Consider the following 25,641-nt stretch of genomic DNA (forward strand, 5'->3'; position numbering starts at 1 on the left):
AGGAGTGAAACCATGAAAAAGATACTCGTTTTTGGCGGAACACGATTTTTTGGCAAAAAAGCTGTTGAATTGCTGCTTGAAAAAAATTATGAAGTAACCATTGCTACGCGTGGGATCCATTCAGATAGCTTTGGAGATCAGGTTAATCGAATCATTATTAATCGGTCAGATGGAAAACATGAAGGGTGGTCGACGCTTCAACAAGAGAAGTGGGATATGGTAGTAGATAATATCTGTTTTACAAAAGAAGATGCCAATTTGATTCTTGAAAAATTGAGTGGGAAAATCCAACGTTATTTTTTAACTTCTACTTTAGCTGTTTATGAAGGAGAAAAATCAGGCTATAGCGAAATTGATTTTGATCCCTGGAATTACCAGATAGATCCAGAGAAAGAAGTGACCTATGGAGAAGGCAAACGACAAGCTGAAGCAGTTTTGTTTCAACAAGCCAGCTTTCCAGTAGTTGCATTAAGAATTCCAATCGTGTTAGATACAGATGATTATACAGAGCGATTGCACTTTTATATCCGCAAAGTGCTGCAAGAAAAACCGATTTACTTTTATCAAAAAGATGCTAAAACAAGCTTTATTAAAGGAAGCGAAGCAGCTAAAGCAATCGTATGGTTGATCGAAAATCAAAAAAGCGGAATCTACAATGCGAGCGCTGACCAGGTTATCTCTATTGCTGTTTTTGTTGATTGGTTAGAAGAAAGCCTAGCAAAAAAAGCAGATGTATTCTATACAAATGACCAAGAGAAACAATCACCATTTAGTGTAGCTCATGATCATTACCTAAAAGTCGCTAAAATTGAGGCAGAAGGTTTCCAAACAGGCAACTTAATAGATTGGTTAAAACCACTGATGATCCAATTGAAAAAAACGATTGAATCTGAAGAATAGAAAGAGGCTATATTGTGAAAAAAATTGATTCAGCAGCACAATTCTTAACTGAACAAATGGATTTGTTTCAGTGTCCAGTTTGCCGCCAAGCTTTCCAACAAGTAGAAAACAAAAGCTTACGGTGTGAATCGGGTCATTTATTTGATCTGTCAAAAAAAGGTACTCTTTATTTTTTATTGAAAGGATCAAAAAACGAATACGATAAAGAAATGCTGACTGCACGGTTCCAGATAGCTCAAGCAGGCTTGTTCAACCCTTTACTGGACTCTGTGTACCAGCACATACAAAATAAAGAAACCGGACATCTTTTGGATGTAGGCTGCGGAGAAGGCTCGCAACTAGATTACTTAACGGGACTAGGGTTAAAAGGGCAAAGAATCGGTTTTGATATTTCTAAAGATGCGATCCAGTTAGCTGCCAGCCATTTTACCAGTGCTTTTTGGTGTGTAGCTGATTTAGCCCAGTCGCCTTTTGCAACGAACCAATACGATACCATTTTGAATATTTTTTCGCCTTCCAATTACCAAGAATTTGAGCGTCTATTGAAACCGGGCGGCCAAGTGATAAAAGTGGTACCGGAAAAAGATTATCTAATGGAGTTACGTGCTCTTTTTTATCGTGATCAAAAAGAGCGGCAAGATTATTCTAATGAGTTAGTGATCAAAAAGTTTAAAGAACATTTTTCATCAATAGCAACGCAACGTGTTCGGTATCAATTTCCTTTAGGAGATGAGGCTTTTAAAGATTTAATGAAAATGACACCACTAAGCTGGGGAGCCAGCGAGACTGCTAAGCAATATGCGCTGGAACACCCGCTGACAAGTGTGACAGTAGACGTTTGTTTATTGATTGGAACTACTTAGTAAAGGAATTGTGTCTGATTTGTGAAGTTTTGTTTTTTGGGCGAACGCTTCCAATTGTATCAATTGGGCTTTCTTGGTTGCAAGATATGTCTATCAGTGTTATATTACGTATAAGCTATTTTTGTTCATTCGTTTTTATCAGGAATCCATCAGATTTTGATAAAAGTTAGTGAAACTTAAAAAAGCTTCATTAACGTATCGTTTCGCAGTGCTGGACACCGAAGCGATGCGTTTTTTTTGTTGTTTTTTTGATAGTTAGTATAGGCTATGCTATTGTCTACCAAATTGAGGAAAATGGATGAACTTTTTAAAAAAATTATGCTAAAATAAGTAGAGAAGTTCTGATGTGAAGGGGTGGATCTAGTTGACGATGATGCAAGCAGAGCTCAAAGAAAAAATTATTGAGGAGAGCAAACGAATCGGCATCAATAAAATTGGCTTCACAACAGCTGAACCATTTATTGAATTGGAGAACAAGTTAACAGCGCAACAAGCCAAAGGCCATCATTCTGGTTTTGAGCACAAAAATATCCAAGAACGTGTTTATCCTGAATTGATTTTTAAAAATCCACGATCAATCATCTCCATAGCTTTAGCTTATCCAACTAAAATAGAAAATCCGCCGCCTCGTGTAAAAGGAGAAAGAAGGGGAGAGTTTGCCCGTGCATCATGGGGGACAGATTACCATGACATTTTACGTGAAAAAATGAATCAATTGATTGACTACATTCGTCAAGAAGCAGGAGATACTGTTACGTATAAACCCATGGTCGATACTGGAGAATTGGTTGATGTAGCAGTTGCTCAGCGAGCAGGATTAGGCTTTATAGGCCGCAATGGTTTGCTGATTACAGAAGAATACGGTTCGTATGTTTACTTAGGTGAAATCATTACAAATTTAGATTTTCCTAGTGATAAAGCTGTCCCTTTTGGTTGCGGTGATTGTACTCGCTGCGTAGATGCTTGTCCAACAAGTGCCTTGCTTGGAGATGGACGTATGAATGCTAAACAATGTCTTTCTTATCAGACCCAAACAAAAGGAATGATGCCTGAAGAATTTAGGCGGAAAATGGGGCATGTTATTTATGGCTGTGATATTTGTCAAATCGTCTGTCCTTATAACAAAGGGAAGAATGCCAATTTTCATCCAGAAATGGAGCCAGAACCAGAAAAAGTGATGCCGAAATTAAAACCGATGCTCACGATCAGCAATCGAGATTTTAAAGAACAATTTGGCCACATGGCAGGTTCTTGGCGTGGAAAAAAGCCGCTGCAGCGCAATGCAATCATAGCTTTAGGGAATTACCGTGATAAGTCGGCTTTGCCAGAGTTGTTGCGGTGTATTGAAGAAGACCCTCGTCCAGTTATTCGTGGAACAGCCGCTTGGTCAATTGCTAAAATTGTTTCTTATAAAGATGAATTAGTTTTGGAATTTTTAGAAGAAGCAGTTGAAAAAGAGACGAACCCAGAAGCTCGATTTGAAATAGAACAAGCAATTTCCGCTATTAAAGATAAAAAAGACAAAAGAAAGTAACCATTCAGGAGGAAAGAAAAGATGCCAAACCATATCGTTTTATTTGAACCTCAAATCCCTGCCAATACTGGAAACATTGCCAGAACATGTGCGGGAACCAATACACAATTGCATTTGATTGAACCATTAGGTTTTTCAACGGATGATAAACAGTTAAAAAGAGCTGGGTTAGATTATTGGAGTGAAGTAAACATTACCTATCACGCCAGTTTGCCGGATTTTCTAGAAAGCGCAAAAGAAGGGCAGCTTCATTTGATTACCAAGTTCGGACACCAAACCTATAGTGATGTTGACTATACCGATGTTGAAAAAGATCATTATTTTATTTTCGGCAAAGAAACTACTGGTTTACCGGAAGAGTTTATGCGGGAGCATGAAGAAGACTGCTTACGAATTCCAATGGATGATACCCATATTCGTTCATTAAACCTTTCAAATACTGCGGCAATTTTAATTTATGAAGCTTTGCGCCAACAAGATTTTGTGAATATGGAATTGACCCATCACTATGAAAATGATAAATTAGCTTAATTAAATTCTCCTCTCTAAAAGAGTACATCTGTCTTTTAGAGAGTTTTTATTCTTAAAAAAGGATGTGCTTTACAAATTATACGGTGCTGGGTATAATATGATGAAAGAAGGTGGGGAAGAAATATGAAAAAAATCTTTATTAAAGCAATCAGAGCTTATCAGAAAGGCATATCGCCTTTATTTCCGCCAACCTGTCGTTATTACCCTACCTGTTCAAGTTATGCAATCGAAGCGATTGACCGTCATGGTGCTTTAAAAGGAACGTTAATGGGAATAGCAAGGATCTTAAGGTGCCACCCATTAGTAAAAGGCGGTTTTGACCCAGTGCCAAAAAAATTTACTTTAAAACGGAATCAACAAAAATAATAGAAACAGACAGTAAATCATATTGGAGGTAGTTTGATTGGAACAAGATAGTAAAATAAAAGAACCTAATTTAAAAGTGATCAATCGAATCAAACGTTCAGAAGGACAAATGCGCGGTGTAATTAAGATGATCGAAGAAGGGCAGGATTGTAAAAGTGTCGTTACTCAATTGTCTGCTATCCGCACAAGCATTGATCGGGCTATGGGAATCATTGTAGCTGAAAATTTAGTGGAGTGCGTTGCTGAAAGTATGGACGAAGGTCTGAGCAACCAAGAAAGCATTCAAGAAGCAATTGATTTATTAGTTAAAAGCAGATAAAAACACTTTAATAACAGACTGATGTGCTGTTACTAAAGTGTTTTTTCGTTAGCTTATAATTAGGTTAAGAAGAAAAGTTGGATAATAAATAACACGGCAAAAAGATAAACAAAAGGGTGAACCGTTTTTGCTTGTCCTTTGACGGCTTTTGTAATTGGGTAAGTAATGAAGCCTAAAGCCAGACCAGTTGCGATACTGCCGGTAAGCGGCATCGTTAAGATGACAATAAAGGCTGGAAATGCTTCAGATAGGTCAGACCAATCGATTTCAGCTGTGCTGGCCATCATAAGAGTTCCTACAATAACTAAAGCTGGAGAAGTAATGGCGGATACACTAGAAATCACGCTGAACAGGGGATAGAAGAAGCTGGATAAAGCAAAAAGAACAGCGATCGTTAAAGCAGTCAAACCTGTACGCCCGCCAGCAGCTACCCCCGTACCAGATTCAGCAAAAGCAGTAGTGGGACTCGTGCCGAAAATCGATCCTACCGTAGTTCCAAGAGCATCGGATAACAAAGCTTGCTTGGCATTTTTTAAAGTACCGTTTTTCATCAAGCCGGCTTTTTTCGTGACACCGATCATAGTTCCGGTAGTATCAAAAACAGTGATCAACAAGAATGAAATCACGGCACCATATAGGCCATGAGAGACAATATCGGTAAAAGGTGTGATGGGATTAGTGATCATTAATTCTGAGCCGAAATTCGGCAAGGCTATAAACCCATCAAATTGAATCAATTTCATAACATAGCTGATTAATGTGAGAACGACCATCCCGATAAAAAGAGCTCCTTTAACATTTAACACCATAAGTACGACACTTAATACAATCCCAAATAATGTTAACAGAACAGCTGGGTCATGAAGGTTACCCAATGCAACTAAACTTTCTTCATTTCCGACAATAACACCGGCTAAACGTAAGCCGACAAAGGCAATAAATAAACCGATACCAGCAGTAATAGCTGATTTTAGAGTTTCAGGAATAGCACCAATCAGCCGTTCCCGGAAAGTTGTAAAAGAAAGTAGTAAAAAGATGACTCCTGCTACAAAAACAGAAGAAAAAGCTGTTTTGTAGTCGACCCCGCCAGCCACTACGGTAACAAAATAAGCATTTAAACCCAAACCAGGTGCAACACCAATTGGGTAATTAGCTGCTAAAGCCATCCAAGTAGTACCAACGACGGCTGAAACAATGGTTGCCATAAAAATTTGATTGAATGGAATCCCAGCAGCGGATAAAATGACCGGATTAACGACAATAATATAAGCCATTGTTAAAAATGTTGTTAACCCAGCTAAAACTTCTGTTTGTACAGTTGTTTTATTTTGTTCTAATTGAAAGAATTTATTCAACGTACTTTCCTCCTAAATGAATATAGAATTATGCCATTTATCATCATAGTTCTTTTGAAAACAGATTGCAATCAATAATTGTATCATTTCCGGTATATTTCCATAATAAATAAAAAAATAGTCGTTTTATTGTCGTTAAACACGAACCTTAAGAAATAAAGCGATTTAAATTATCGTTTCTTGAATACAAGTTATTTTTATCATCCAGCTTAAAAAATAGAAGAGAGGAGAGGAAAAAAAGCGGCAGAAACGTTTACTAAAATCGAGCTGGATTCTATTTTTTCTTTTTTGAAAGTCGACTAAAAATAGAGAACCTCCCAAAGAATAAAGAAATCACTAGTCTTTGGGAGGTTTATGCCATTCAATCAAAGAATAGCAGCTTTTTTTAGTTATTTTGTTCTTTTTCTAATGCTACATTTGGTCGGGAGCTTTGACTCCTAATAATCGCAAGTCCTCTTTTAGAACTGCGGCAACAGATTGGACTAAGGCTAAACGTGCAGGTTTTTCTGCATCCTCAACTAAGACTTTGCTGTTTGCATAGTAGCGGTTAAAAGCTTGCGCTAAGTGAAGGGCATGTTTAGCAATAACGGAAGGTTCCAGTTTATTATAAGCTCTTTGAACGATATCAGGGTATTCTTGTAATAATTTAATGATTTCCCAGCTGTAAGGATCGTCTAATGCATATTCTCCAGCAACATCTATGTCTACAACTCCAGCTTTGCGTAAGATACTCATTGCACGTGCTCTTGTGTATTGGACATAAGGACCTGTTTCGCCTTCAAAACGCACAACTTCCTCAATAACAAAGTCAAAGTTGTTCAAGCGATCATTTTTTAAGTCATGGAAAATTACCGCACCAATTCCAACTTGATCAGCGACTGCATCTTTATTTGGCAAATCAGGATTTTTTTCCTCAATTTGTTGATGAGCTAAGCCGATTGCTTCATTTAAAACTTCTTCAAGCAGTACGATTTTTCCTTGGCGGGTAGAAAGTTTTTTGCCGCCTTGTGTGATCAAGCCAAATGGGACATGGTGCATATCATTCGACCATTCATAACCCATTTCAGTTAAAACAGCTTTTAATTGTTTAAAGTGGTTGCTTTGTTCATTTCCAACTACATATAAGCTTTGGGCAAAATCATAAGTGCGTTTGCGGTAGATAGCTGCAGCTAAATCACGAGTAATGTATAAAGTAGCACCGTCTGATTTTTTAATCAAAGCTGGGTTTAAATTGTACTTTTCTAAGTCGACGATACTGGCATTTTGATTGATTTTCAATAAATCTTTTTCTTCCAGAAGGTTCACGACTTCATCCATTTTATCGTTATAGAAAGCTTCTCCGTTAAACGAATCAAAGTGGATGTCCAACATATCATAAATATGATTGAACTCTTTCAAAGATTCTTCTCGGAACCATTGCCAAAGAGAAACAGCTTCAGGTTCATCATCTTCTAATTTTTTAAACCATTCACGTGCATTGTCATTAAGTTCTGGTTTTTCTTCAGCCACAGAATGGAATTTTACATAAAGGCGTAAGAGTTCAGCAATCGGTTCAGCAGCAATGGCATCTGCATCTCCCCATAGTTTATAAGCGACAATCAACTTACCGAATTGTGTGCCCCAGTCCCCAAGATGATTGATTTTAATAGGTTGATAGCCAACTTTGTGATAAATATTAGCCAAGGCATTTCCGATAACTGTTGAGCGCAGATGTCCCATTGAAATGGGTTTAGCAATATTAGGAGAAGACATATCGATTGGAACATTTTTCCCTTCTCCAATAGTTAGGTCTCCGTAATGAGCCCCTTCTTGCAATACATCTGATAGAACAGCTTTACTAACTGCTTTTTTAGCTAAGAAGAAGTTTAAATAAGGCCCAACTACTTCAATTTTTTCAATAATAGGAGAAGAAACCACTTCACCTAATTCAGCAGCAATAAGCTGAGGAGCTTTACGAAACGTTTTTGCTAATGTAAAAGTAGGAAAAGCCACATCTCCGTGTTCAGCTGTTTTAGGCTTTTCAAGCAAGTTGAAAATTGTTTCCATTGGTAAGGTGTCACCGATTTGCTGGTGCAAAGCTTCAGCAATCACTAATTTGTAATTCATTTTTTTTCCTCCTATATAAATTGATTGATCTATTTCTTAATCGTAGACACAAAAAAAGCCTCTGATTTGATTCAATAATTAAATCAAAAAAGAGACGAGATTAAGCCCGCGGTACCACTCTTGTTGCTTTGCCTAAAAGACAAAACCACTTGTTTTTAGATAACGGCAAACAAAACCGAATAATTTTACTAATTTCAAATTATTTTCTCAAAAGTGCGCTTCCTGTTTTTTTTGCTATTGGCTCACACCATCCCAACTCGCTTAAAACAATTCCAAACAGTACTCTCTTCATCAACGAAAGAATATTTATATTTATTTATTGATTATAACAAATCATACTGAATAATTCCAATCTTTTCAAAAAGAATTTTTATTCATCTTTTTGGAAAGAAATCATGAAATATAAGCGGATTCATCTTTTTTTTGGTATAATAATAAAGAATCGTTTAATTATAAGGAGGTCTGACAGTGAAAAAATCAAATCGTCAATTAGCTATCAAGCAAATAATTAATAATTATGACATTGGTACGCAAGAAGAGTTGTTGCATTACCTCAAAGAAGAAGGGGTAGAGGCAACTCAAGCAACAATCTCTCGTGATATTAAAGAAATGCATTTGGTGAAAACAACTACTTCAAATGGAAATGTTAAGTATGCCCTTTTTCAAAACAATAAAATGTCGAATGAAGAAAAATTGCAATCAACATTAAGCGAAGTCGTTATTAAACTAACACGCGTTCAATTTATGACTATATTGATGACTATCCCTGGGAATGCTCATGTTATTGGTGCTTTAATGGATGCCATTGATTTTCCAGAGAAAGTGGGAACGATTGCTGGAAACGATACCTGTTTAATTATTTCGAAAGATGAAGAAGACGCTACTAAAATGTATGACTATTTACACAGATGGGTAAATCTCTAATACTAAAGAAGGCAGGGGAGGTAGAAGAATGTCAGCGGTATCAGATTCAGGTTTAGCCAGTTTACAAAATGGCTCGGATATTCGTGGAATTGCCCTACAAACAAGTGATAACCAAGTAACCTTAACAGATGAACGGATTGAACGTATCGCATATGGACTGGCAGTTTGGTTAAAAGAAGTTAAACAGCTGCCGGTTGATCAAGCACACGCTATAAAAGTAGCAATCGGTTATGATAGTCGGTTATCTGCGCAACGTATTCAGACTATTCTGATCGAGAACTTAACAAAAATCGGTATCGATATTATCGATGCTGGATTAGCAACAACACCGGCTATGTTTATGTCGACGCAATATGAGGAGTATCAGTGTGATGCAGCGATCATGATAACAGCTAGTCACTTGCCGTATGAATACAATGGGTTAAAATTTTTTACTAAAGACGGCGGTGCAGAACATGAGGACATTGCATACATTTTAAAAAATGCAGCACCGCACGACATTACTTTGGAAAAAAGCACAGGAATAGTGATAAAAAAATCTTTGCTCTCAGATTATGCTGTTGATTTAGTTGCTAAAATTCAAAAATGGATCAATGATCCAACTAATTATAAGCAACCACTGACTGGACGTCATATTGTTGTAGATGCTGGCAATGGAGCGGGTGGTTTCTTTGCAACTGAAGTTTTAGAAAAACTAGGTGCGAATATAAAAGGTAGCCAATTTTTGGAGCCGGATGGTAATTTTCCTAATCATATTCCTAATCCGGACAACAAAGAAGCAATGCAAAGTATTCAAACAGCTGTTTTGAAAAATAAAGCAGACTTAGGTATTATTTTTGACACAGATGTTGACCGCTCAGCATTAGTTGACCATGAAGGAGTAACGCTAAATCGAAACAATTTGATTGCTGTTATCGCAGCTATTTTGATCAAAGAAAACCCTGGAACGACTATTGTAACTAATTCCACCACTTCGGAACATTTGAAAACGTTTATTGAAGACTTAGGCGGAAAGCAAAACCGCTACTTAACCGGTTATCGAAACGTAATCAATCAAGCGATAGAGCTCAACAAAGAGGGGATCCCAACTAGTTTAGCAATTGAAACAAGTGGACATGCGGCACTAAAAGAAAACTTTTTCTTGGATGACGGCGCTTATTTAGCTGCAAGAATATTAATAGCTGATGCTGTACTGCAAAAAGAGAATAAAACCATTATCAGTTTAATAGAAGCATTAAAACAACCGGTAGAAACAGATGAGGTTCGTTTCCGCATTTTATCAGAAGCTGTTCAAGAAACAGGAATGACAGTACTTAAGAGATTCAAAGAATTTATTCAAAAAACTCCTGACTTAACAGTTGAACCCAATAATTTAGAAGGAGTCAGGGTCAACACAAGTGGAAAGTATGGTACAGGCTGGCTGCTTTTGCGGTTGAGTTTACATGAACCTTTGCTAGTATTAAATTTAGAAAGCGACCAGCAGGGAGCTATCAAAAGCCTAAGACAAGATCTGCGAGAGTTCTTTACAAATCAAACCGATCTAGATGCGTCTCGCTTGTAATTTGAAGCAAAGTTGTCCTATGATAATAGAGTAAATAATAAAGAGGAGTTGTTCATTTATGGGTGAGGCATTACTTGAAAGTTATGAATTATACAATGGAGTAAAAATTCCTAAATTAGGTTTAGGCGTTTTTTTAATGAAAGATGAAAAAGAATTAGTCGAAGCAGTTAAAACGGCCGTTGAGGTAGGATACCGACATTTTGATACGGCTAAAATATACGGAAACGAACAATATGTAGCACGCGGGCTGAAAGAAGCAGGGATACCACGTAAGGATGTTTTTATAACTTCTAAAGTATGGAACTACGATCAAGGGTATGAACAAACAAAAATTGCTTTTCAAGAATCATTAGATAAATTAGAAACAGATTACTTAGATTTGTATTTGATCCATTGGGCTGCTCCAAAATTTGTTGAAACTTGGAAAGCTATGATTGAGTTATACGAAGCTGGAAAAATTCGGGCAATTGGTGTATCGAACTTCCAAATTCACCATTTAGAAGAATTAAAAAATCAAGGATTAATGCAACCGATGATCAATCAAATCGAAACGCATCCTGAGTTTCCTCAAAATGAGCTCCATGAGTATATGAAAGCCAACGGGATTCTCCATGAAGCATGGGGACCATTGGGTCAAGGGAAATCTGATCTCTTAAATAACCCGATATTAAAAGATATTGGGCAAAAATATTTTAAAACTCCCGCACAAGTGATTTTACGCTGGCACTTAGAACGAGGAGAAGTGATCATTCCTAAATCTGTCCATGCTGACCGGATTAAAGAAAATAGTGAATTATTTGATTTTTCATTAACAGAAGAAGATATGAAAGAAATTGCTAAATTAAATACCGAAACCCGTTATGGCGGCGATCCTGATGATCAGGAAAGAATGAAGGAAACGTCTATTAGACCAAAAAATGCATAAAAATAAAGGAGAGTTGGTAAAAAATCCAACTCTCCTTTATTTTTTATAAAATTAGCTTTAAATACTTCTTGTTGCACTTCGTTGTTTCTACTGTTTGTCAGGACACCAGTGCCATTTAAAGCCATCTTTTGTTAGAACCTGATCACTTTCGACCGGACCCATAGAACCGCTTGGGTAGTTAGGAAATTCTACTATCTCATTATCCCAAGCTTTACGAATAATATCAACGAATTTCCATGAGCTCGCAACTTCATCCCAGTGAGTGAAGTTGGTAGAATCTCCATTCAGACAATCCAAAATCAGTTTTTCATATGCTTCTGAACTATTAGCTGTAGTTTCTGCAGAATGTTTATGCTCTAATTGCAAGGTTTCTGTTTCTAGACCAAGACCTACTTTTTTAGTATTCAATTCTAAAGAAAATCCTTCAATAGGTTGAATATAAATAGTTAAGACATTGGGGGGTAAAGGCTCATCATTGTTATCAAATAAGTTTAAAGGAACATTTTTAAATTCGATATCAATTTGCGTACCTTTGTTCGTTAACCTTTTACCAGTCCGGAAATAAAAAGGAACACCAGACCATCTGAAATTATCGATCATGATTTTTCCAGCTACAAAGGTTTCTGTCTGAGAATCAGGAGCAACATTGAATTCTTCCCGGTAACCCTTCAATTCTTCACCGCTGATGGAACTTGGACCATATTGGCCGCGGACTAAGTAGTCAGACACTTCTTCTGGTTTGAAAAGACGGACTGCTTGCAAGGCTTTAATTTTTTCTGTACGAATTTCCTTATCTTGCAAACGAGTTGGAGGCTCCATTGCCAATAGCGAAATGACTTGAAGAATGTGGTTTTGCAGCATATCTCTCAACGCGCCGCTGGTATCATAATATCCGCCTCGTTCTTCTACCCCAATCGATTCACTTAAAGTGATTTGAATATTATCGATATAACGGTTATTCCACATAGCTTCAAACATATTATTAGCAAAACGAACTGCAGAAATATTCTGAACCATTTCTTTTCCTAAATAATGGTCGATACGGTAAATTTGATTTTCCTCAAATGATGCACGAATTTGGTTATTCAATTCAAGCGCACTTTCGTAATCGTGGCCAAATGGTTTTTCAATAATCAAGCGATTGAAACCTTCAGCTGTAAGCAAGTTGCAGTCTTTTAAATTCTGTGAAATGACACCAAAGAACTTAGGAGACATTGCTAGATAAAACAATCGATTTCCCTCTAATTGATAACGAGTATCTAAAGTTTCTGATAAAAGCTTAAGGATATCGTAATGTTCGATATCAGTCACATTATGAGATTGATAATAAAAATGACTTGCAAATTCTTGGGCATGTTCAGGAGATTCTACTAGATCTTGAATAGAATTCACGACGATTTCACGATAGTAATCATCTGTCCATTCTCTTCTTGCTGTTCCGATTACTGCAAATTTTTCCGCAAGGTAACCTTTTTTGTACAATCGATAAAGAGAAGGATATAGTTTTCTCTTTGCCAAATCTCCTGTTCCACCAAAAATAGTAAACAGAGCAATCTTTTCTTTACTCATTTATCTTTACCTCTCTTTCGATATAACCTTGTGTAGCGCTTTATTCGCAAACGGTCATCTTCCATATTATACAAGTATCTGTTGTTAGAATCAATCAAACCTGATCAATAAAATACTACAACTTCATTAAATAGAAATTGTCTATTCAAGTCAACCGGTGATTAAAAAATAAAGAGATGGCAAGGCAAATAAAAAATACAATTGTCAATCATAAACTAATTTTATGAACATTGGTTTCCAAATGGAAGACTATTGTCAAGTAAAACAATGGCAAAATCCTCATAGAACGAACAATTTCTTAACGAATGAAGGCTGATTATGGTATAATACACAAGATGCAAAAGAGTATCGATAGAAAAGAGGCGGACAATAGTGGAACATACATTTGAAAAATTTAATTTACATCCATTTTTAATAGAAGCAATCAACGAAATAGGATTTACTCAGCCGACTGAAGTGCAAGACAAACTTATTCCTGCTATAAAAAAAGGAAAGAGCGTAATTGGTCAATCTCAAACAGGATCTGGTAAAACGCATACGTTCTTATTGCCTTTGATCAATGCAGTTGACCCGGCAAAAAAAGAAGTACAAGTCGTCATTACAACTCCAAGCCGAGAATTGGCGGAACAGATTTATCAAGCAGCACTTCAACTCGTTGAAAAAGCACCAGAAAGAATCATTGTACAAAACTTTGTCGGCGGGACAGATAAAAAACGACAAATAGCAAAATTGGCAGGTACCCAACCGCATGTTGTCATAGGCACACCTGGACGCATCTTAGATTTGGTAACCGAAAACGCCTTATTGATCCATACTGCACCTGTACTGGTAATTGACGAAGCAGATATGACACTCGATATGGGATTTTTGGAAGATATTGATCAAATTGCTAGTAAGTTACCGACGCCATTACAAATGTTAGTTTTCTCAGCAACGATTCCTAACAAGTTAAAGCCGTTCTTAAAAAAATATATGGAAAATCCTTTATATGAACACATTCAACCAAAAGAAGTTATTTCTTCTTCTATTGAGAATTGGTTGATTTCAACTAAAGGCAGAGATCGAATTGATGTTATTTATGAATTGCTGATGATTGGACAACCTTATTTAGTGATGATATTTGCTAATACGAAAGCAAAAGTAGATGAGATCGCTGAGGGACTAAAAGCTAGAGGAGTAAAAGTTGCTAAAATTCATGGGGACATTCCTCCTCGTGAGCGGAAACGGGTTATGAAGCAAGTTCAAAATTTAGAATACCAATTTGTAGTAGCGACAGATTTAGCAGCTCGTGGAATTGATATTGAAGGAGTTTCTCATGTCATCAATGCTGAGATTCCGCGCGATTTGGATTTCTTTATTCACCGTGTCGGCCGGACAGGACGAAACAACCTTAAAGGAACAGCCATTACTTTATATGCGCCTAGCGATGAAAACCTGATTATTGACATTGAAAAATTAGGTATTACTTTTGAACCTAAAACCGTTAAAAATGGGGAAATTGTTGATACTTTTGATCGTAAACGTCGTGCTCAACGCGAAAAGGTAAAATCAGAACCCCTTGATGGAGCAACTCGGGGAATGATAAAAAAAGCGAAAAAAAATATCAAACCTGGATATAAGAAAAAAATGGGACGTGCAATTAAAGCAAGCAACGTTAAAAAACGCCGTGTTGAACGCCGTACACAAGCGAATGCAATTAAGAAAGCAAATAAAAAAAAATAACATAAGAAAACCAGTAAACGAAATTTCTCGTTTACTGGTCTTTTTTATTCAGTAGGCAAAGACTACTTAGGCAACTTTCTAATTGCCAAATAATAAAAATACAGTGTTACAACCATTTTGACTTCCAATTGAAGATAAGGAGTTAAGTTGAAACTGTTGAGTATTGCAAAGAAGAAAGTCGGTAAAGTTGAAGCTGCGAGTACAATTTTCCAATTATCGCCAAAACGTAAAGGCCGCCGACTTACAGCTGCAATAAGATTAGCAAAAACCGTGTACAGTAAATTGTAGATCACAACAAGGACTAAACTGATCAACCAAATCAGAACGAATGAAAAGATAAACACAAAACGATTTGTTGTTTGTGTTCCGGTCACTAAATCAGTAAAAAACTGATCTGTAATGCCATTCATGTTGGAATAGGGTATTTCAATAGGATACCCAGGAGCGTTTAAGTAAAAGCGATCTTTAAGTAAAGCTACACCAATCGTTGTACCAATAGTATTATTGTTTACATCTGCAACGGTTTGTTTGCCGGTAGGATCAAAAGTAAAAATAATAGAATCAGTTTGGTAAATAAAACTTTCTACAGATTCATCGGTAACGAGTTGATTTTGTTCAATTTTAAAGGCTGGCAGATGTTCATCGATCGTTTGTCCATCGTGCTTGATGTCTTTTAGAATCTGATTTCCTTGGATCCAGGTAGGAATGGCTGTTATGAAAGCTAAAAGTAAGAGATAAAGAAAAACATTTCTCTTTTTTAGACTACGTGCGGTGGCTAACTGTTCTGGATGAATAAAAGCTGTTTTTATCAAATTTAAAAAATAAATATTTATCCTCTCCTAACCTTATTATAAAAGACGTTCTTTATTATTGTAGTCTTTTATAGTATTAAACTCAATATCAATAAGGAATTTTTCACAAAAATCTTAGAAAAGAAAAGTGTTGTATCAAAAATAAAGGCAAAGGCTTTGAATTTTTATATGAAAGGTGTTACATTTAAAAGGTAGCAAAGGAATCACAAAAAATATATATACGGAGGAATTTAATTATGGCTTATGAATTACCGGAATTACCTTATGCATATGATGCGTTAGCACCTTCTATTGATGAAGAAACGATGCATTTGCACCATGACAAACATCACAACACTTATGTGACGAATTTAAATAAGGCAATCGAAAAACACCCAGAATTAGGAGAAAAATCAATTGAAGAATTGGTTTCTAATTTGACAGCAGTTCCTGAAGAAATACGCACAGCAGTACGTAATAATGGTGGCGGACATGCAAACCACAGCTTTTTCTGGAAAATTCTTTCTCCAACAGGCGGCGGCGAACCAACTGGTGAATTGAAAGAAGCAATCGAATCTACTTTTGGCAGCTTAGACAGATTTAAAGAAGAATTTGCAGCAGCAGCAGCTGGCCGTTTTGGATCTGGTTGGGCGTGGTTAGTAGTAGACGGCGGAAAATTAGCCATCACTTCAACACCAAACCAAGATTCTCCATTATCTGAAGGCAAAACTCCAGTTTTAGGATTAGACGTATGGGAACATGCTTATTACCTGAACTACAAAAACGTTCGTGCTGATTACATCAAAGCATTCTGGAACTTAGTAAACTGGGAAGAAGCAGCAAAAAATTACGCAGCAGCAAAATAAAAGCAGCTGAATGAAATAAAGCAAAACAAAATAAAGCAGACGGAATAGCCACTTATCCGTCTGCTTTATTTTTGTGCTGTCTTAAGGCTTCATAATCATTCATTTTTCTTCAGTCAATTATTGAGAAAATATCAGATAGAGGCGGTCTAGCAAACAAAAGCAGCGGAAAATCATGTTGAACTGTTCGGTAGAGGCAGTCTAGCAGACAAAAGCAGCGGAAAATCATGTTGAATTGTCCGGTAGAGGCGGTCTAGCAGACAAAAGCAGTGGAAAATCATGTTGAATTGTCCGGTAGAGGCGGTCTAGCAGACAAAAGCAGCGGAAAATCATGTTGAATTGTCTGGTAGAAGCAGTCTAGCAAACAAAAGTAGCGGAAAATCATGTTGAATTGTTCGGTAGAGGCGGTCTAGCAGACAAAAGCAGCGGAAAATCATGTTGAATTGTCCGGTAGAGGCAGTCTAGCAGACAAACCAATCAAAAAAGCTCTTATCAAAGAGACAAAGAGCTTTTCTAGTATTATTCGATTTGAATGCCTAAAGCGCCAGCTATTACCAAGGCTTGTCCAGCATTTAAAATGCTGCCTTTGAGTAAGTCAGTGGATATAGCAATACGGTCAAAAGTAGAGGAACTTAAATTCAATCCCTTCATATTTGTCTGCATGAAATTTGCTCCGTCTAATTCACATTTTTCAAAAAATAAATGTTGCCACTTGATTTCGAAAAAGTCACTTTCAATCAATGAAGTTTTAGTAAAACACACTCTTTTTAAAGAAGCATAACTAAACGATCCATAGTTGCCAAAGCATTCAGTAAAAGTGGTGTCCATGATTGATGATTCAGCAAAATTAGTTCCTAAAAACTTCGTATTGGCAAATTGAGCACGTTGAATGATGGCTTCAATCATCTCCGTGTTGCTGATATTGCATTTTTCAAACGTTACATCCAGTAACTCTATTTGGTGAAACTGACAATTTTCAAAAGTAACATTGACAAAAGCAACGTTTTTAAAACATACTTTTTCAAAAGAAACATCGGATAATGAACAATCCTGAAAAAGAGTATTCGTATAATAAGCTTCATGTTCTAATTCGTCAAAGTTTCCAGGCAGCAAATCATGAGTTAGCTTAGGCGGCGTAATTTTTATTTTTTTAGTCATTCTGTTCTCCTTTAAATAAATGATAATTTTTTGTTTTTAATACAGCTAGATGAGTAATCAGTAAGAGAAGTGCTGAAATTAGAGACAAAATCATGCCTTCTTTGAACCAAGGTGTCCGATACTGAAAAGTAACCGTATGTGTTCCCGATTTTATTGGGACTGCTAATAAACTATCTACTGCTTTTTCTGTTTTTGCGGGAATGCCATCGATCTTCACTGTCCAGCCTTGACTGTATGGAATGGAGGTAAACAGCAGCTTCTGATCTTCTTGGATAGTTACTTTTCCTTTAATCCGAACATTGCTGTGTTCGGTTATGTCCATACCACTTTGTTGTAATTGATCGATAGCTGATGTGAAAGCAGTTTGATCTAATTGATACAACTGCGTATCTTCTAAAAGCAGGGTTGATTTTTTCAAGGAAAACTTAATGGTAATTGTGTCGCCTTTGTTTACATTGGCCAAATTCAAGACTAACACATCACGGTAAGTAGGATATTGCGTAAATGGAAGCCCATTTAAGTAAATAGCTGTATCCTCTTCTTTGACATTTGGTCCTAATGTTACATAATAAGCACCATTTGTTTCCGGTTTAAATTGGAACGTAACAGAAGCTTCTTCATTAGAAATCTGTTTGGTATACATTTGTCTTTGACTGGTTTGAGAGACGGACACATTTTGATAGACTGTACTCGTAAAATCTAGTGGAACAAACATTTTTGTTTGACTAGGCATTCCTGTTAGTCCGCGTAACAATTCTTCTTGTAATTGGATTGGCTGATTGCTTTCAGCAGCGACATCTAACACAGCTTTGTTGCTGCCGAACGCAAGTGGCAGAGCATAAGGGTTTTGGTACAAGACCGTCCGGGTGGTTTCAGCAAAAGGCTGATAAGCACGTAAATCTGGTTTAGTCTGCATCAAGGACAATTGAAAAGCTGGATTAACCATTTCAGCAGCCGGAAGAGCCTCTATTTGCTTTAATAAAGAGGCATCTTTTAATAATTCGTCTTTTCTTTCAGGCAAACGATACAGTTCATTTTGTTCGCTGATATAATATTTGATTCCAAAAAGCGCATCTGTAACTAAAGTGCCATTCGCATAGGCAATAAAACCATCACCTACAGGAAAGCCCAACCGTCCAAACAATTGCGGGATCTCTTTTTCAAAAGTAGAGCTAAAATGAGAAACGCTTGGAAAATCAGCTTGGAAACTATCATTTTTGGAACGCAAAAAGGTTTTTTCGATTCGGTAGAAACCAGCGTCTTTTTTTTGAATTGCAGCGATGGTTGTGTCTAATTCTTTTTGATAAGTTGAAAAGGAGTCTTGTTTAACGTAGCTTAAACGTGACAAATCAATTTGAGCATTTGTACCCATCTCAACAGCAGTAATTAAAAAAAGAATCAAAGCAAGCCAGCGGTATTGTTGCGGTTTGACAATCAGCAGAAAGATAATAAGCAGACTAAAAACGATAGTCAGAATTATTTGTTCCGGATAGACAAAGTCATAGTTGCCTTGATAGACACTGATTCCGATAACCGTAACTAAAATAACACTGAAGAATGTTTCAAGTGGTCGTAACCCTTCCATTTTCATAAAGCTGCGATAGCCGTTTAAAATCATAAAGAAACAGACAACAAAAGAAAAACGATAAGGATACCAAATTGGATACTGCATAGCATGCCAAACCATATTAAAAGCTTTTAAATTCATTGAGACTACGTAAAGAATCATTAACAACAAGGCTGTGATTCGTTCTCGAAACGGAAAAGCCCGATTGGAAAAGTAACACCCGAAAGAAACCAAGGCTAAACTCCCGATAAAAAGATTGGGATAGCCAGTAGGCATTTGATCAAAATTAAAAGCGCCGATCATTAATTTTGAAAGCATTTCATGGAAAGGAAAAGCCAGTTCCCAATCAAAAACCAGTTTAGTATAGCTGGCTTTACTTCCCAGCAAAGAATGAAAAGTAGGCAGTAACAAAATAGCACTCAAGCCGGCACCTAATAAAGAGTGCCATAAGAACAAACCAATCAGCTGAAAGTTTTCTTTTACTTTTTCTTTAAAAGATAGCGAATGCGAGTAGGACATTCCAGTAAGACGAAAAAGAAAGTAGCCGATCAAAAATAAGCAGATCATGTAGCTAATATAGTAATTCGAAAATAAAGCAAGAGCTAAAAAAAGTGAATAAGTTAATCCTTTCTTTTGAAAAAGCAGCTGTTCAACACCCAGCGCAATCAAAGGTAAAAAAATCAATCCATCCAGCCACATAACATTTAGTTGATTGACGATCGTATAACCCATTAAAGCATAGCTGATAGAAAATGCTGCTAAAATAAAGCCGTTTCCATTAAAAGCTTTTCTTAGTAACCAACCAAAACTTAATCCTGTTAAACTGATTTTTAAAAGAGTCAAACAAGTAATAGCTAGGGAAACTTGACTATGCGGAAAAAGTAAAAACAGAAGGTTAAAAGGACTGGTCAAATAATAAGCCCATAACCCCACCATATCGCCGCCAATAGCTTTAGAAAAAGAATAATAAAAACTAGAAGGGTCTTCAAAAAAAGTTTGTCGGTAATAAGAAAAAAAGTCAACGTACTGCTGTCCTAAATCAACAGTCATTAACGAACCATTACCAAAAGGGTAAACTCCTTGAATAATATAAATGCCTGACATTATCAACAAAGGGATAAAAAAGGCCAATAATAGAGGCCATTGTTTATAGAAAAAAGATTTAATTGAAAATTGCACGATACTCACTCCAATAAATAAGTCTTTCAAAAATAAAGATAGATTTCTAATGTCTAGAATAGCATAGATTGCTAAGGAATAATTAAAAAATTCTTCATTCAATGGTTAATTTTGTTTGGATTTGTTACAATAGACGAAGTTAAGTGGAATAGGAAGGTGTAGGAGTGAAATCGAATAAAAAAAAGAATAATAAAAAAAAGTCGCACATACCTTTTCGTTTAAATCTTTTATTTTTCACGGTCTTTTTATTGTTTGCGACGCTTATTTTGCGTTTAGGCTATTTACAAATCGTGCAAGGCGAAGAATTTGAAACTCAAGTACAACGGACAGAAACAACTCTGGCAACTGGAACGGTACCGCGTGGCGAGATTTATGACAGCCAGTACCGCAAGTTAGTGGGGAATACTCCTCTTCAAGCAATCACCTATACAAGGGGTAAAGGGATATCCGGAAAAGATATGGCAACCATTGCAATGAATTTGGCTCAATATATCGAGATGCCCCATGTGACGGAATTGGATACAAAAGAAGATTTCGACGTATCTAAAAGAGATTTGCAAGATTTTTGGATAGCGTTAAATGAAAGCAAAATAAATAAACGTTTATCAGAAAAGGAATTGAATTTGCCTGCAACGGAACTTTATCAAGCACAAGTTAACCATGTAACAGATGAAGATATTCAATTTACTGCAGAAGAACAAGAAGCAGCGGCAATTTTTAAACGAATGAACAGCGCCTACGCTTTGTCAACGATCAATATCAAAAGTGAAAATGTGACGGATGAAGAAGTGGCCAAGGTTAGTGAAAACTTGTTGGCTTTACCTGGCGTTGATACAGGTACTGACTGGGTTCGGACTTACCCTGAAGGAGAAATGTTAAAAAGCATTTTAGGGGATGTGACCACAGAAGCGAAAGGGCTGCCGGACAATAAGGCTGCTACTTATCTTGCTAAAGGCTATGCTCGTAATGACCGGGTAGGAAATAGCAATTTGGAATTGCAGTATGAGCAAGTCCTAAGCGGTTCAAAATCAAAATCAGCTACAGAGACCAATCAAAATGGCGATATCGTTAATACGATCCAAAGCTATGCCGGGAAAAAAGGGGATAATTTGGTATTGACGACCGATATGAACTTTCAGAAAATAGTAGAAGATATTGCGCGAGATTCTTTGGTGCAGCACCGTCAAGGATTAAATGACCGTGTTTATGTGGTCGCTTCTGATCCCAATACCGGTAAAATACTGGCAATGACTGGACAAAAAATCAATTTATCGACAGGGAAAATTGAAGATGATGCTTTAGGGGCAATTAATGGGGCATTTTCAATGGGATCATCAGTGAAACCAGCGACCGTCTTGGCCGGTTATATGGATGGTGCACTGACATTAGATGATAATACACTTGTGGATGAACCGTTGAAATTTCCGGGAAGTAATACGATCAGTTCAGTATTTAACCGCGGAGGCAGTGTGGCGCTGAATGATATTAGTGCTCTTGAGCAGTCATCAAACGTCTACATGTCAAAAGTTGCTATGCGAATGGGCGGACAATATACCTATACGCCTAATACAACTTTAAAGATTGATAGTAGAGAAGTCATCGATAAGTTAAGAGCTTATTATGCACAGTTCGGTTTAGGAATCAAAACTGGGATCGACTTGCCAGGTGAAGGCTCTGGTTTTGTCGGTACAGATATTACTGGTGCACAACCGTTGTTTTTCTCATTTGGACAATATGATACGTATACACCCATTCAAATGATCCAATATGTCTCAACTATAGCCAATGGCGGAAAGCGCATTGCGCCTAGAATCGTAAGCGAAGTTCGTGGAACAGATGAAGATGGTAATCTAGGAGCAGTAGAAACTCAACTAGAACCTCAAATCTTAAATACGGTTAATGTAGGAAAAACGGAATTTTCCCGCGCGCAGCAAGGAATGTACCAAGTAGTCCATGGAGCAAACGGTTCAGCGAGAAGTGCTTTTATCGGTGCTGAATACGATGCTGCAGGAAAAACAGGAACAGCTGAAGCGAGTTACTTTGGGCCTGTAGAAAGTGCCCAAGGATCTTCGGTAGAAAATCGGACATTTATTGGGTATGCTCCTTTTGATGATCCGCAAATTGCGGTTACAGTAGTGGTACCGTATTTACCGTTACCAAATACGAATAAAGAAAACACAAGTATTGCTCGTCAAGTATTTGATGCGTATTTCCGTGTAGGAAAGTATAAAAACTTAGATGCTGAAGTAGCCAAAGATGCTGATTCAGATGACGCTGAAGAATAGAAAAATCAACAAAAAGCACAAAAAACCGCTAATTAATTAGCGGTTTTTTGTGTACTTAAGGTTAACGGCCCATTAAGCTATCTGCGATTTGCTGAAAATCCATTTCGCTAGTTACTTCATAAGAACCGGGACGTAAAAGCGAAATATAATCATTTTCTTCAAGGAATGTTTCAAATTCAGATGAATCCTTAATAATTCCTTGATCTTCTAATTGTTGCACAGCAACACTACTTGGATCACCGTCATTAATGACGATCGTTGTCTTAACGACTTCTGGCTTGCTTGATTCGCTTGATGTTGTGGCTGAATCTTCTTCTTTTGGTTTTTCAGAAGAAGCTGTTTCAGTGTCCTTTGAATTTTCTTTATCTTCAGTCAAGTTCGCAACTTCTGTTTCAGCTAGCAAACTTTCATATTTTTCTTTGTAGGATGCTTCTTCTTTGCTTAGTGTAACAGAATCATTTTTAGTCGAATGATCAGCACTTACCTGTGGCTCGTAAAGGAAAAGACGGTATCCAGCCAGAACGATGGCAGAAATCAAAAAACCGAGTGCCATGTAACGTAATGTGGGTTTACTCATTCAAAAAGCTCCTTCTTTTAAGTTTTTATTTTGTATTGATATAGTCATCTATCACAACTTTAATGGTTGCCTCTGATAATCTCGTTTGATTGGCAATATCCTCGATCGCTACTCCTTGAGTATATAAAGTGATCACATGTTTTTTTAATACGTCATGTATTTTTGCTGATGTAGCTGTTTCTTCTGAATGAATATTTAATTCTTCTTCAAGAACAGCAACGCGTTTTTTTAATTGGTAGATGTCTTGTAATAATTGAAGAGATAATTCTTCAAATTCTTCTTTAATTTTTTCACCATTATCTTTTTTATAAAAAGACCATCCAATCAATGCAATGGCAATAACTAATAAGATAATCACTATTATCCATAAATCCACTATTTTCACCTCTTTTATTTAAACTTCAAGTTTAATTTTACCATATTATCTTTTAGAAACATAGAATGTAAAAAAAACTTAATAAAGATATAGCAGCTTTATTATATTAGCTAAATGGCAGAAATTTTAGAATGAGACGAACTATTTTTTAGCTTGAACTCTTTATTGACAGCCTAAAACATTAACGGTAAAATAAAAAAAATAATAATACCATGCGAAAAGAGGCTGCGTCATGTCAAGAGTACCTAGGGAAAGGGGCTGACGCCGAAGTATAATGATACTGGGCCCATGTTGAATAAATATGGGACTATTTTTCTAACGTTGCCCAATGATAGAAAAATGTGCTTTAGCTTGGTAGGGCGACTGCAGGTAGTAACAGCCGTGAGCATTCGCTTACGGCTGTTTTTTTAGAAAGCAGACTAATTTTTTTGTTTTAGAGAAAATTAGAAATAAAAGTTTTCTACTAATGGATAAGGGAATAATGCTATTTCTATTCATTAGAGCTAAGGGAAGTCAGAGGAAACTAGAGCTTTCAGAAGGAGGAAATTATGAAGTTTATTAAGTACCATGGAACGGGAAATGATTTTATTTTTGTGGATGATAAAAATATAGATGAAAGCCAACTGCCAGAAATTGCAAAGAAAGTATGCCACCGTTTTTTTGGAATAGGCGCTGATGGCCTTATGATGGCAGGAGAATCAACAAAAGCTGATATTAAAATGAATTATTACAATCAAGATGGATCGGTTGCTCCTATGTGTGGGAATGGACTACGTTGTTTCGGAAGATATGTTCATGAAACGGGTATTCTTGCTGAAGAGAGATTTATGGTGGAAACATTGGCTGGAATTTTATCGGTTGATGTAAGCCGCGGTTATAAAGACATTGTTATCGATTTAAACAAACCCACCTATAGGCTTGACTATCCTGATACAGTACATCCATTGACCAACGGAAATAGTATATCGCTAATCGTCAATGGAAGAGAGTATGAGATGGATGTCCTGTTCTTAGGCACTTTACATGGCATCATCTTGACTGCTGACAAAGTACCTGATGAAGATGCTTATGCTCTTTGTCACCATGAATTTTTTCCTAAATGGATAAACGTTAATTTTGTCCAAATTTTGGACCGGAAAAATATCAAGCTTCGTACTTATGAACGCGGAGTCGGATATACTCTTGCTTGCGGAACCGGAGCTGCTTCTTCACAGGTCATCGCTCATAAAAAAGGGTTAACGGATGAAAAAGTGAAAGTTCATGTTGATGGCGGAGAACTGAATGTTTTATTTGCTGATTCAGTTATCCTTAGTGGTCCAGCAGTAAAAGTTGCTGTAGGCGAAATAATGTTAGAAAATATTGGATAAGTGAGACTAGCTAATAAGAAAAAAAGGAAAGCAAACAAACTGCTTTTTATATGAGAAAATAGAATTATGAAGAAACCAGGAGGAATAACAATGAATGAGAGCTTTTTAACAGATGCCTATGAAATAGCAGCTTATATCAAAGCCGCTAAAAAGAAAACACCCGTTAAATTATACGTTATTGGAGAGTTAGATGGAGTTTCGTATGAGGGACTCAAGATTTTTGGAAGCGGAAGAAGCTTTACTATCTTTGGTGAAGCGGAAGATATCCGGGCATTTATAGAAATAAACAAAGAAAAAATAGTAGATACTGTATTGGAATATGACAGACGCAACTCTGCTATACCACTTTTGGATATTACTCATATTGATGCTCGCATTGAACCCGGAGCTCATATCAGAGATCATGTTACTATCCAAAAAGGAGCAGTTATTATGATGGGGGCTATCCTCAATATTGGGGCGATTATTGGAGAAAATACAATGATCGATATGAACGCTGTAATAGGAGCTCGCGGAATCATTGGTAAAAATTGTCATATTGGAGCTGGTGCAGTTATAGCAGGAGTACTTGAACCCCCATCAAATTCACCGGTTATTATTCATGATGATGTGCTTGTCGGCGCTAATGCAGTTGTAATTGAAGGAGTGACTATCGGAAAAGGCGCAGTGGTTGCTGCTGGTGCGATAGTTCTAGAAGATGTTCCTGAAAATACCGTTGTTGCTGGTTCTCCTGCGAGAATTATAAAAATAAAGGATGAAAAAACAAGTAAAAAAACAGCACTTATGGAAGGTTTGAGGTGAAG

General features: G+C 36.8%; 22 protein-coding genes, 1 riboswitch and 1 other annotated feature. Of the genes, 14 read left to right on the plus strand and 8 right to left on the minus strand.

What is annotated here, in order from left to right; translation table 11 throughout:
- Positions 1–12 precede the first annotated feature (12 nt).
- The 6 genes from BR87_RS01270 (at position 13) to BR87_RS01295 (ending at position 4,513) form a co-directional block, all read left to right on the plus strand.
- Entirely contained in the window at positions 13–900 is an 888-nt protein-coding gene (locus BR87_RS01270; protein ID WP_035027712.1) for a Rossmann-fold NAD(P)-binding domain-containing protein, read from the plus strand.
- Between the two features lie 14 nt (positions 901–914).
- Complete coding sequence (locus BR87_RS01275; RefSeq protein ID WP_035027716.1) at positions 915–1,763, plus strand: methyltransferase domain-containing protein; 849 nt, start codon at positions 915–917, stop codon at positions 1,761–1,763.
- A 370-nt stretch (positions 1,764–2,133) separates the two neighbouring features.
- Positions 2,134–3,297 carry a tRNA epoxyqueuosine(34) reductase QueG gene (queG, locus tag BR87_RS01280; RefSeq protein ID WP_035032658.1) on the plus strand — a complete coding sequence of 388 codons (1,164 nt, stop codon included), beginning with the start codon at positions 2,134–2,136 and terminating at the stop codon, positions 3,295–3,297.
- Positions 3,298–3,318: 21 nt separating this feature from the next.
- On the plus strand, positions 3,319–3,828 hold the full coding sequence (gene trmL / locus BR87_RS01285; RefSeq protein WP_035027719.1) for a tRNA (uridine(34)/cytosine(34)/5-carboxymethylaminomethyluridine(34)-2'-O)-methyltransferase TrmL: 510 nt from the start codon (positions 3,319–3,321) through the stop codon (positions 3,826–3,828).
- A 123-nt stretch (positions 3,829–3,951) separates the two neighbouring features.
- Positions 3,952–4,194, plus strand: a complete 243-nt coding sequence (yidD, locus tag BR87_RS01290; protein ID WP_035027722.1) for a membrane protein insertion efficiency factor YidD — start codon at positions 3,952–3,954, stop codon at positions 4,192–4,194.
- Positions 4,195–4,303: 109 nt separating this feature from the next.
- Positions 4,304–4,513 carry a metal-sensing transcriptional repressor gene (locus BR87_RS01295; RefSeq protein WP_051929887.1) on the plus strand — a complete coding sequence of 70 codons (210 nt, stop codon included), beginning with the start codon at positions 4,304–4,306 and terminating at the stop codon, positions 4,511–4,513.
- A gap of 59 nt (positions 4,514–4,572) precedes the next feature.
- Here BR87_RS01295 and BR87_RS01300 read toward each other — a convergent pair whose 3' ends face one another.
- Both BR87_RS01300 and argS read right to left on the minus strand, forming a co-directional pair.
- Positions 4,573–5,868: an NCS2 family permease gene (locus BR87_RS01300; protein ID WP_035027725.1), complete on the minus strand. Its 1,296-nt coding sequence runs from the start codon at positions 5,866–5,868 to the stop codon at positions 4,573–4,575.
- A 411-nt stretch (positions 5,869–6,279) separates the two neighbouring features.
- Positions 6,280–7,974, minus strand: coding sequence for an arginine--tRNA ligase (argS, locus tag BR87_RS01305; RefSeq protein WP_035027728.1), 1,695 nt, complete (start codon positions 7,972–7,974; stop codon positions 6,280–6,282).
- 87 nt (positions 7,975–8,061) lie between these two features.
- Positions 8,062–8,278: a binding site (T-box leader), on the minus strand.
- Positions 8,279–8,442: 164 nt separating this feature from the next.
- On the opposite strand from argS, the gene argR reads away from it, so the two are divergent.
- Genes argR through BR87_RS01320 form a run of 3 tightly spaced genes read left to right on the plus strand, consistent with a single transcriptional unit; the run spans position 8,443 to position 11,384 of the window.
- Entirely contained in the window at positions 8,443–8,898 is a 456-nt protein-coding gene (gene argR / locus BR87_RS01310) for an arginine repressor (RefSeq protein WP_035027731.1), read from the plus strand.
- 28 nt (positions 8,899–8,926) lie between these two features.
- The gene (locus tag BR87_RS01315) at positions 8,927–10,459 is read left to right on the plus strand and encodes a phosphohexomutase domain-containing protein (RefSeq protein WP_035027734.1); all 1,533 of its coding nucleotides are present in this window, start codon (positions 8,927–8,929) and stop codon (positions 10,457–10,459) included.
- A 58-nt stretch (positions 10,460–10,517) separates the two neighbouring features.
- Positions 10,518–11,384: an aldo/keto reductase gene (locus BR87_RS01320; protein ID WP_035027736.1), complete on the plus strand. Its 867-nt coding sequence runs from the start codon at positions 10,518–10,520 to the stop codon at positions 11,382–11,384.
- A gap of 87 nt (positions 11,385–11,471) precedes the next feature.
- Here BR87_RS01320 and zwf read toward each other — a convergent pair whose 3' ends face one another.
- Complete coding sequence (zwf, locus tag BR87_RS01325) at positions 11,472–12,953, minus strand: glucose-6-phosphate dehydrogenase (RefSeq protein WP_035027740.1); 1,482 nt, start codon at positions 12,951–12,953, stop codon at positions 11,472–11,474.
- Between the two features lie 372 nt (positions 12,954–13,325).
- Between zwf and BR87_RS01330 the strand changes: the two genes are divergently transcribed.
- Positions 13,326–14,675 (plus strand): DEAD/DEAH box helicase, encoded by a 1,350-nt coding sequence (locus BR87_RS01330; protein WP_035027743.1) that lies wholly within the window; start codon positions 13,326–13,328, stop codon positions 14,673–14,675.
- A gap of 62 nt (positions 14,676–14,737) precedes the next feature.
- On the opposite strand, the gene BR87_RS01335 is transcribed toward BR87_RS01330, so the two are convergent.
- Entirely contained in the window at positions 14,738–15,487 is a 750-nt protein-coding gene (locus BR87_RS01335; RefSeq protein WP_035027746.1) for a DUF1189 domain-containing protein, read from the minus strand.
- A 236-nt stretch (positions 15,488–15,723) separates the two neighbouring features.
- Here BR87_RS01335 and BR87_RS01340 point away from each other — a divergent pair, with 236 nt between their 5' ends.
- Positions 15,724–16,332: a superoxide dismutase gene (locus BR87_RS01340; RefSeq protein ID WP_035027748.1), complete on the plus strand. Its 609-nt coding sequence runs from the start codon at positions 15,724–15,726 to the stop codon at positions 16,330–16,332.
- Between the two features lie 516 nt (positions 16,333–16,848).
- Here the strand turns inward: BR87_RS01340 and BR87_RS01345 are convergent.
- A complete protein-coding gene (locus BR87_RS01345; RefSeq protein ID WP_035027752.1) occupies positions 16,849–17,487 on the minus strand; it encodes a pentapeptide repeat-containing protein in 639 nt (212 codons plus the stop codon).
- The gene (locus tag BR87_RS01350; protein ID WP_244877015.1) at positions 17,480–20,233 is read right to left on the minus strand and encodes a YfhO family protein; all 2,754 of its coding nucleotides are present in this window, start codon (positions 20,231–20,233) and stop codon (positions 17,480–17,482) included. Before BR87_RS01350 ends, BR87_RS01345 begins: the two co-directional genes overlap by 8 nt.
- Positions 20,234–20,397: 164 nt before the next feature.
- On the opposite strand from BR87_RS01350, the gene BR87_RS01355 reads away from it, so the two are divergent.
- Positions 20,398–22,518 carry a peptidoglycan D,D-transpeptidase FtsI family protein gene (locus BR87_RS01355; protein WP_035027758.1) on the plus strand — a complete coding sequence of 707 codons (2,121 nt, stop codon included), beginning with the start codon at positions 20,398–20,400 and terminating at the stop codon, positions 22,516–22,518.
- A 61-nt stretch (positions 22,519–22,579) separates the two neighbouring features.
- Here the strand turns inward: BR87_RS01355 and BR87_RS01360 are convergent, their stop codons facing one another.
- Together BR87_RS01360 and BR87_RS01365 are read right to left on the minus strand one after the other, a co-directional pair.
- Positions 22,580–23,095 carry a hypothetical protein gene (locus tag BR87_RS01360; protein ID WP_035027761.1) on the minus strand — a complete coding sequence of 172 codons (516 nt, stop codon included), beginning with the start codon at positions 23,093–23,095 and terminating at the stop codon, positions 22,580–22,582.
- A gap of 25 nt (positions 23,096–23,120) precedes the next feature.
- Positions 23,121–23,471: a hypothetical protein gene (locus BR87_RS01365; protein WP_035027764.1), complete on the minus strand. Its 351-nt coding sequence runs from the start codon at positions 23,469–23,471 to the stop codon at positions 23,121–23,123.
- 211 nt (positions 23,472–23,682) lie between these two features.
- Positions 23,683–23,826, plus strand: a riboswitch (Lysine riboswitch).
- Between the two features lie 193 nt (positions 23,827–24,019).
- On the opposite strand from BR87_RS01365, the gene dapF reads away from it, so the two are divergent.
- The gene (dapF, locus tag BR87_RS01370) at positions 24,020–24,838 is read left to right on the plus strand and encodes a diaminopimelate epimerase (RefSeq protein WP_035027769.1); all 819 of its coding nucleotides are present in this window, start codon (positions 24,020–24,022) and stop codon (positions 24,836–24,838) included.
- Positions 24,839–24,928: 90 nt separating this feature from the next.
- Positions 24,929–25,639: a 2,3,4,5-tetrahydropyridine-2,6-dicarboxylate N-acetyltransferase gene (dapD, locus tag BR87_RS01375; protein ID WP_035027772.1), complete on the plus strand. Its 711-nt coding sequence runs from the start codon at positions 24,929–24,931 to the stop codon at positions 25,637–25,639.
- Positions 25,640–25,641: the final 2 nt, after the last annotated feature.

The sequence above is a fragment of the Carnobacterium mobile DSM 4848 genome (genome assembly GCF_000744825.1).
Taxonomy (GTDB): domain Bacteria; phylum Bacillota; class Bacilli; order Lactobacillales; family Carnobacteriaceae; genus Carnobacterium_A; species Carnobacterium_A mobile.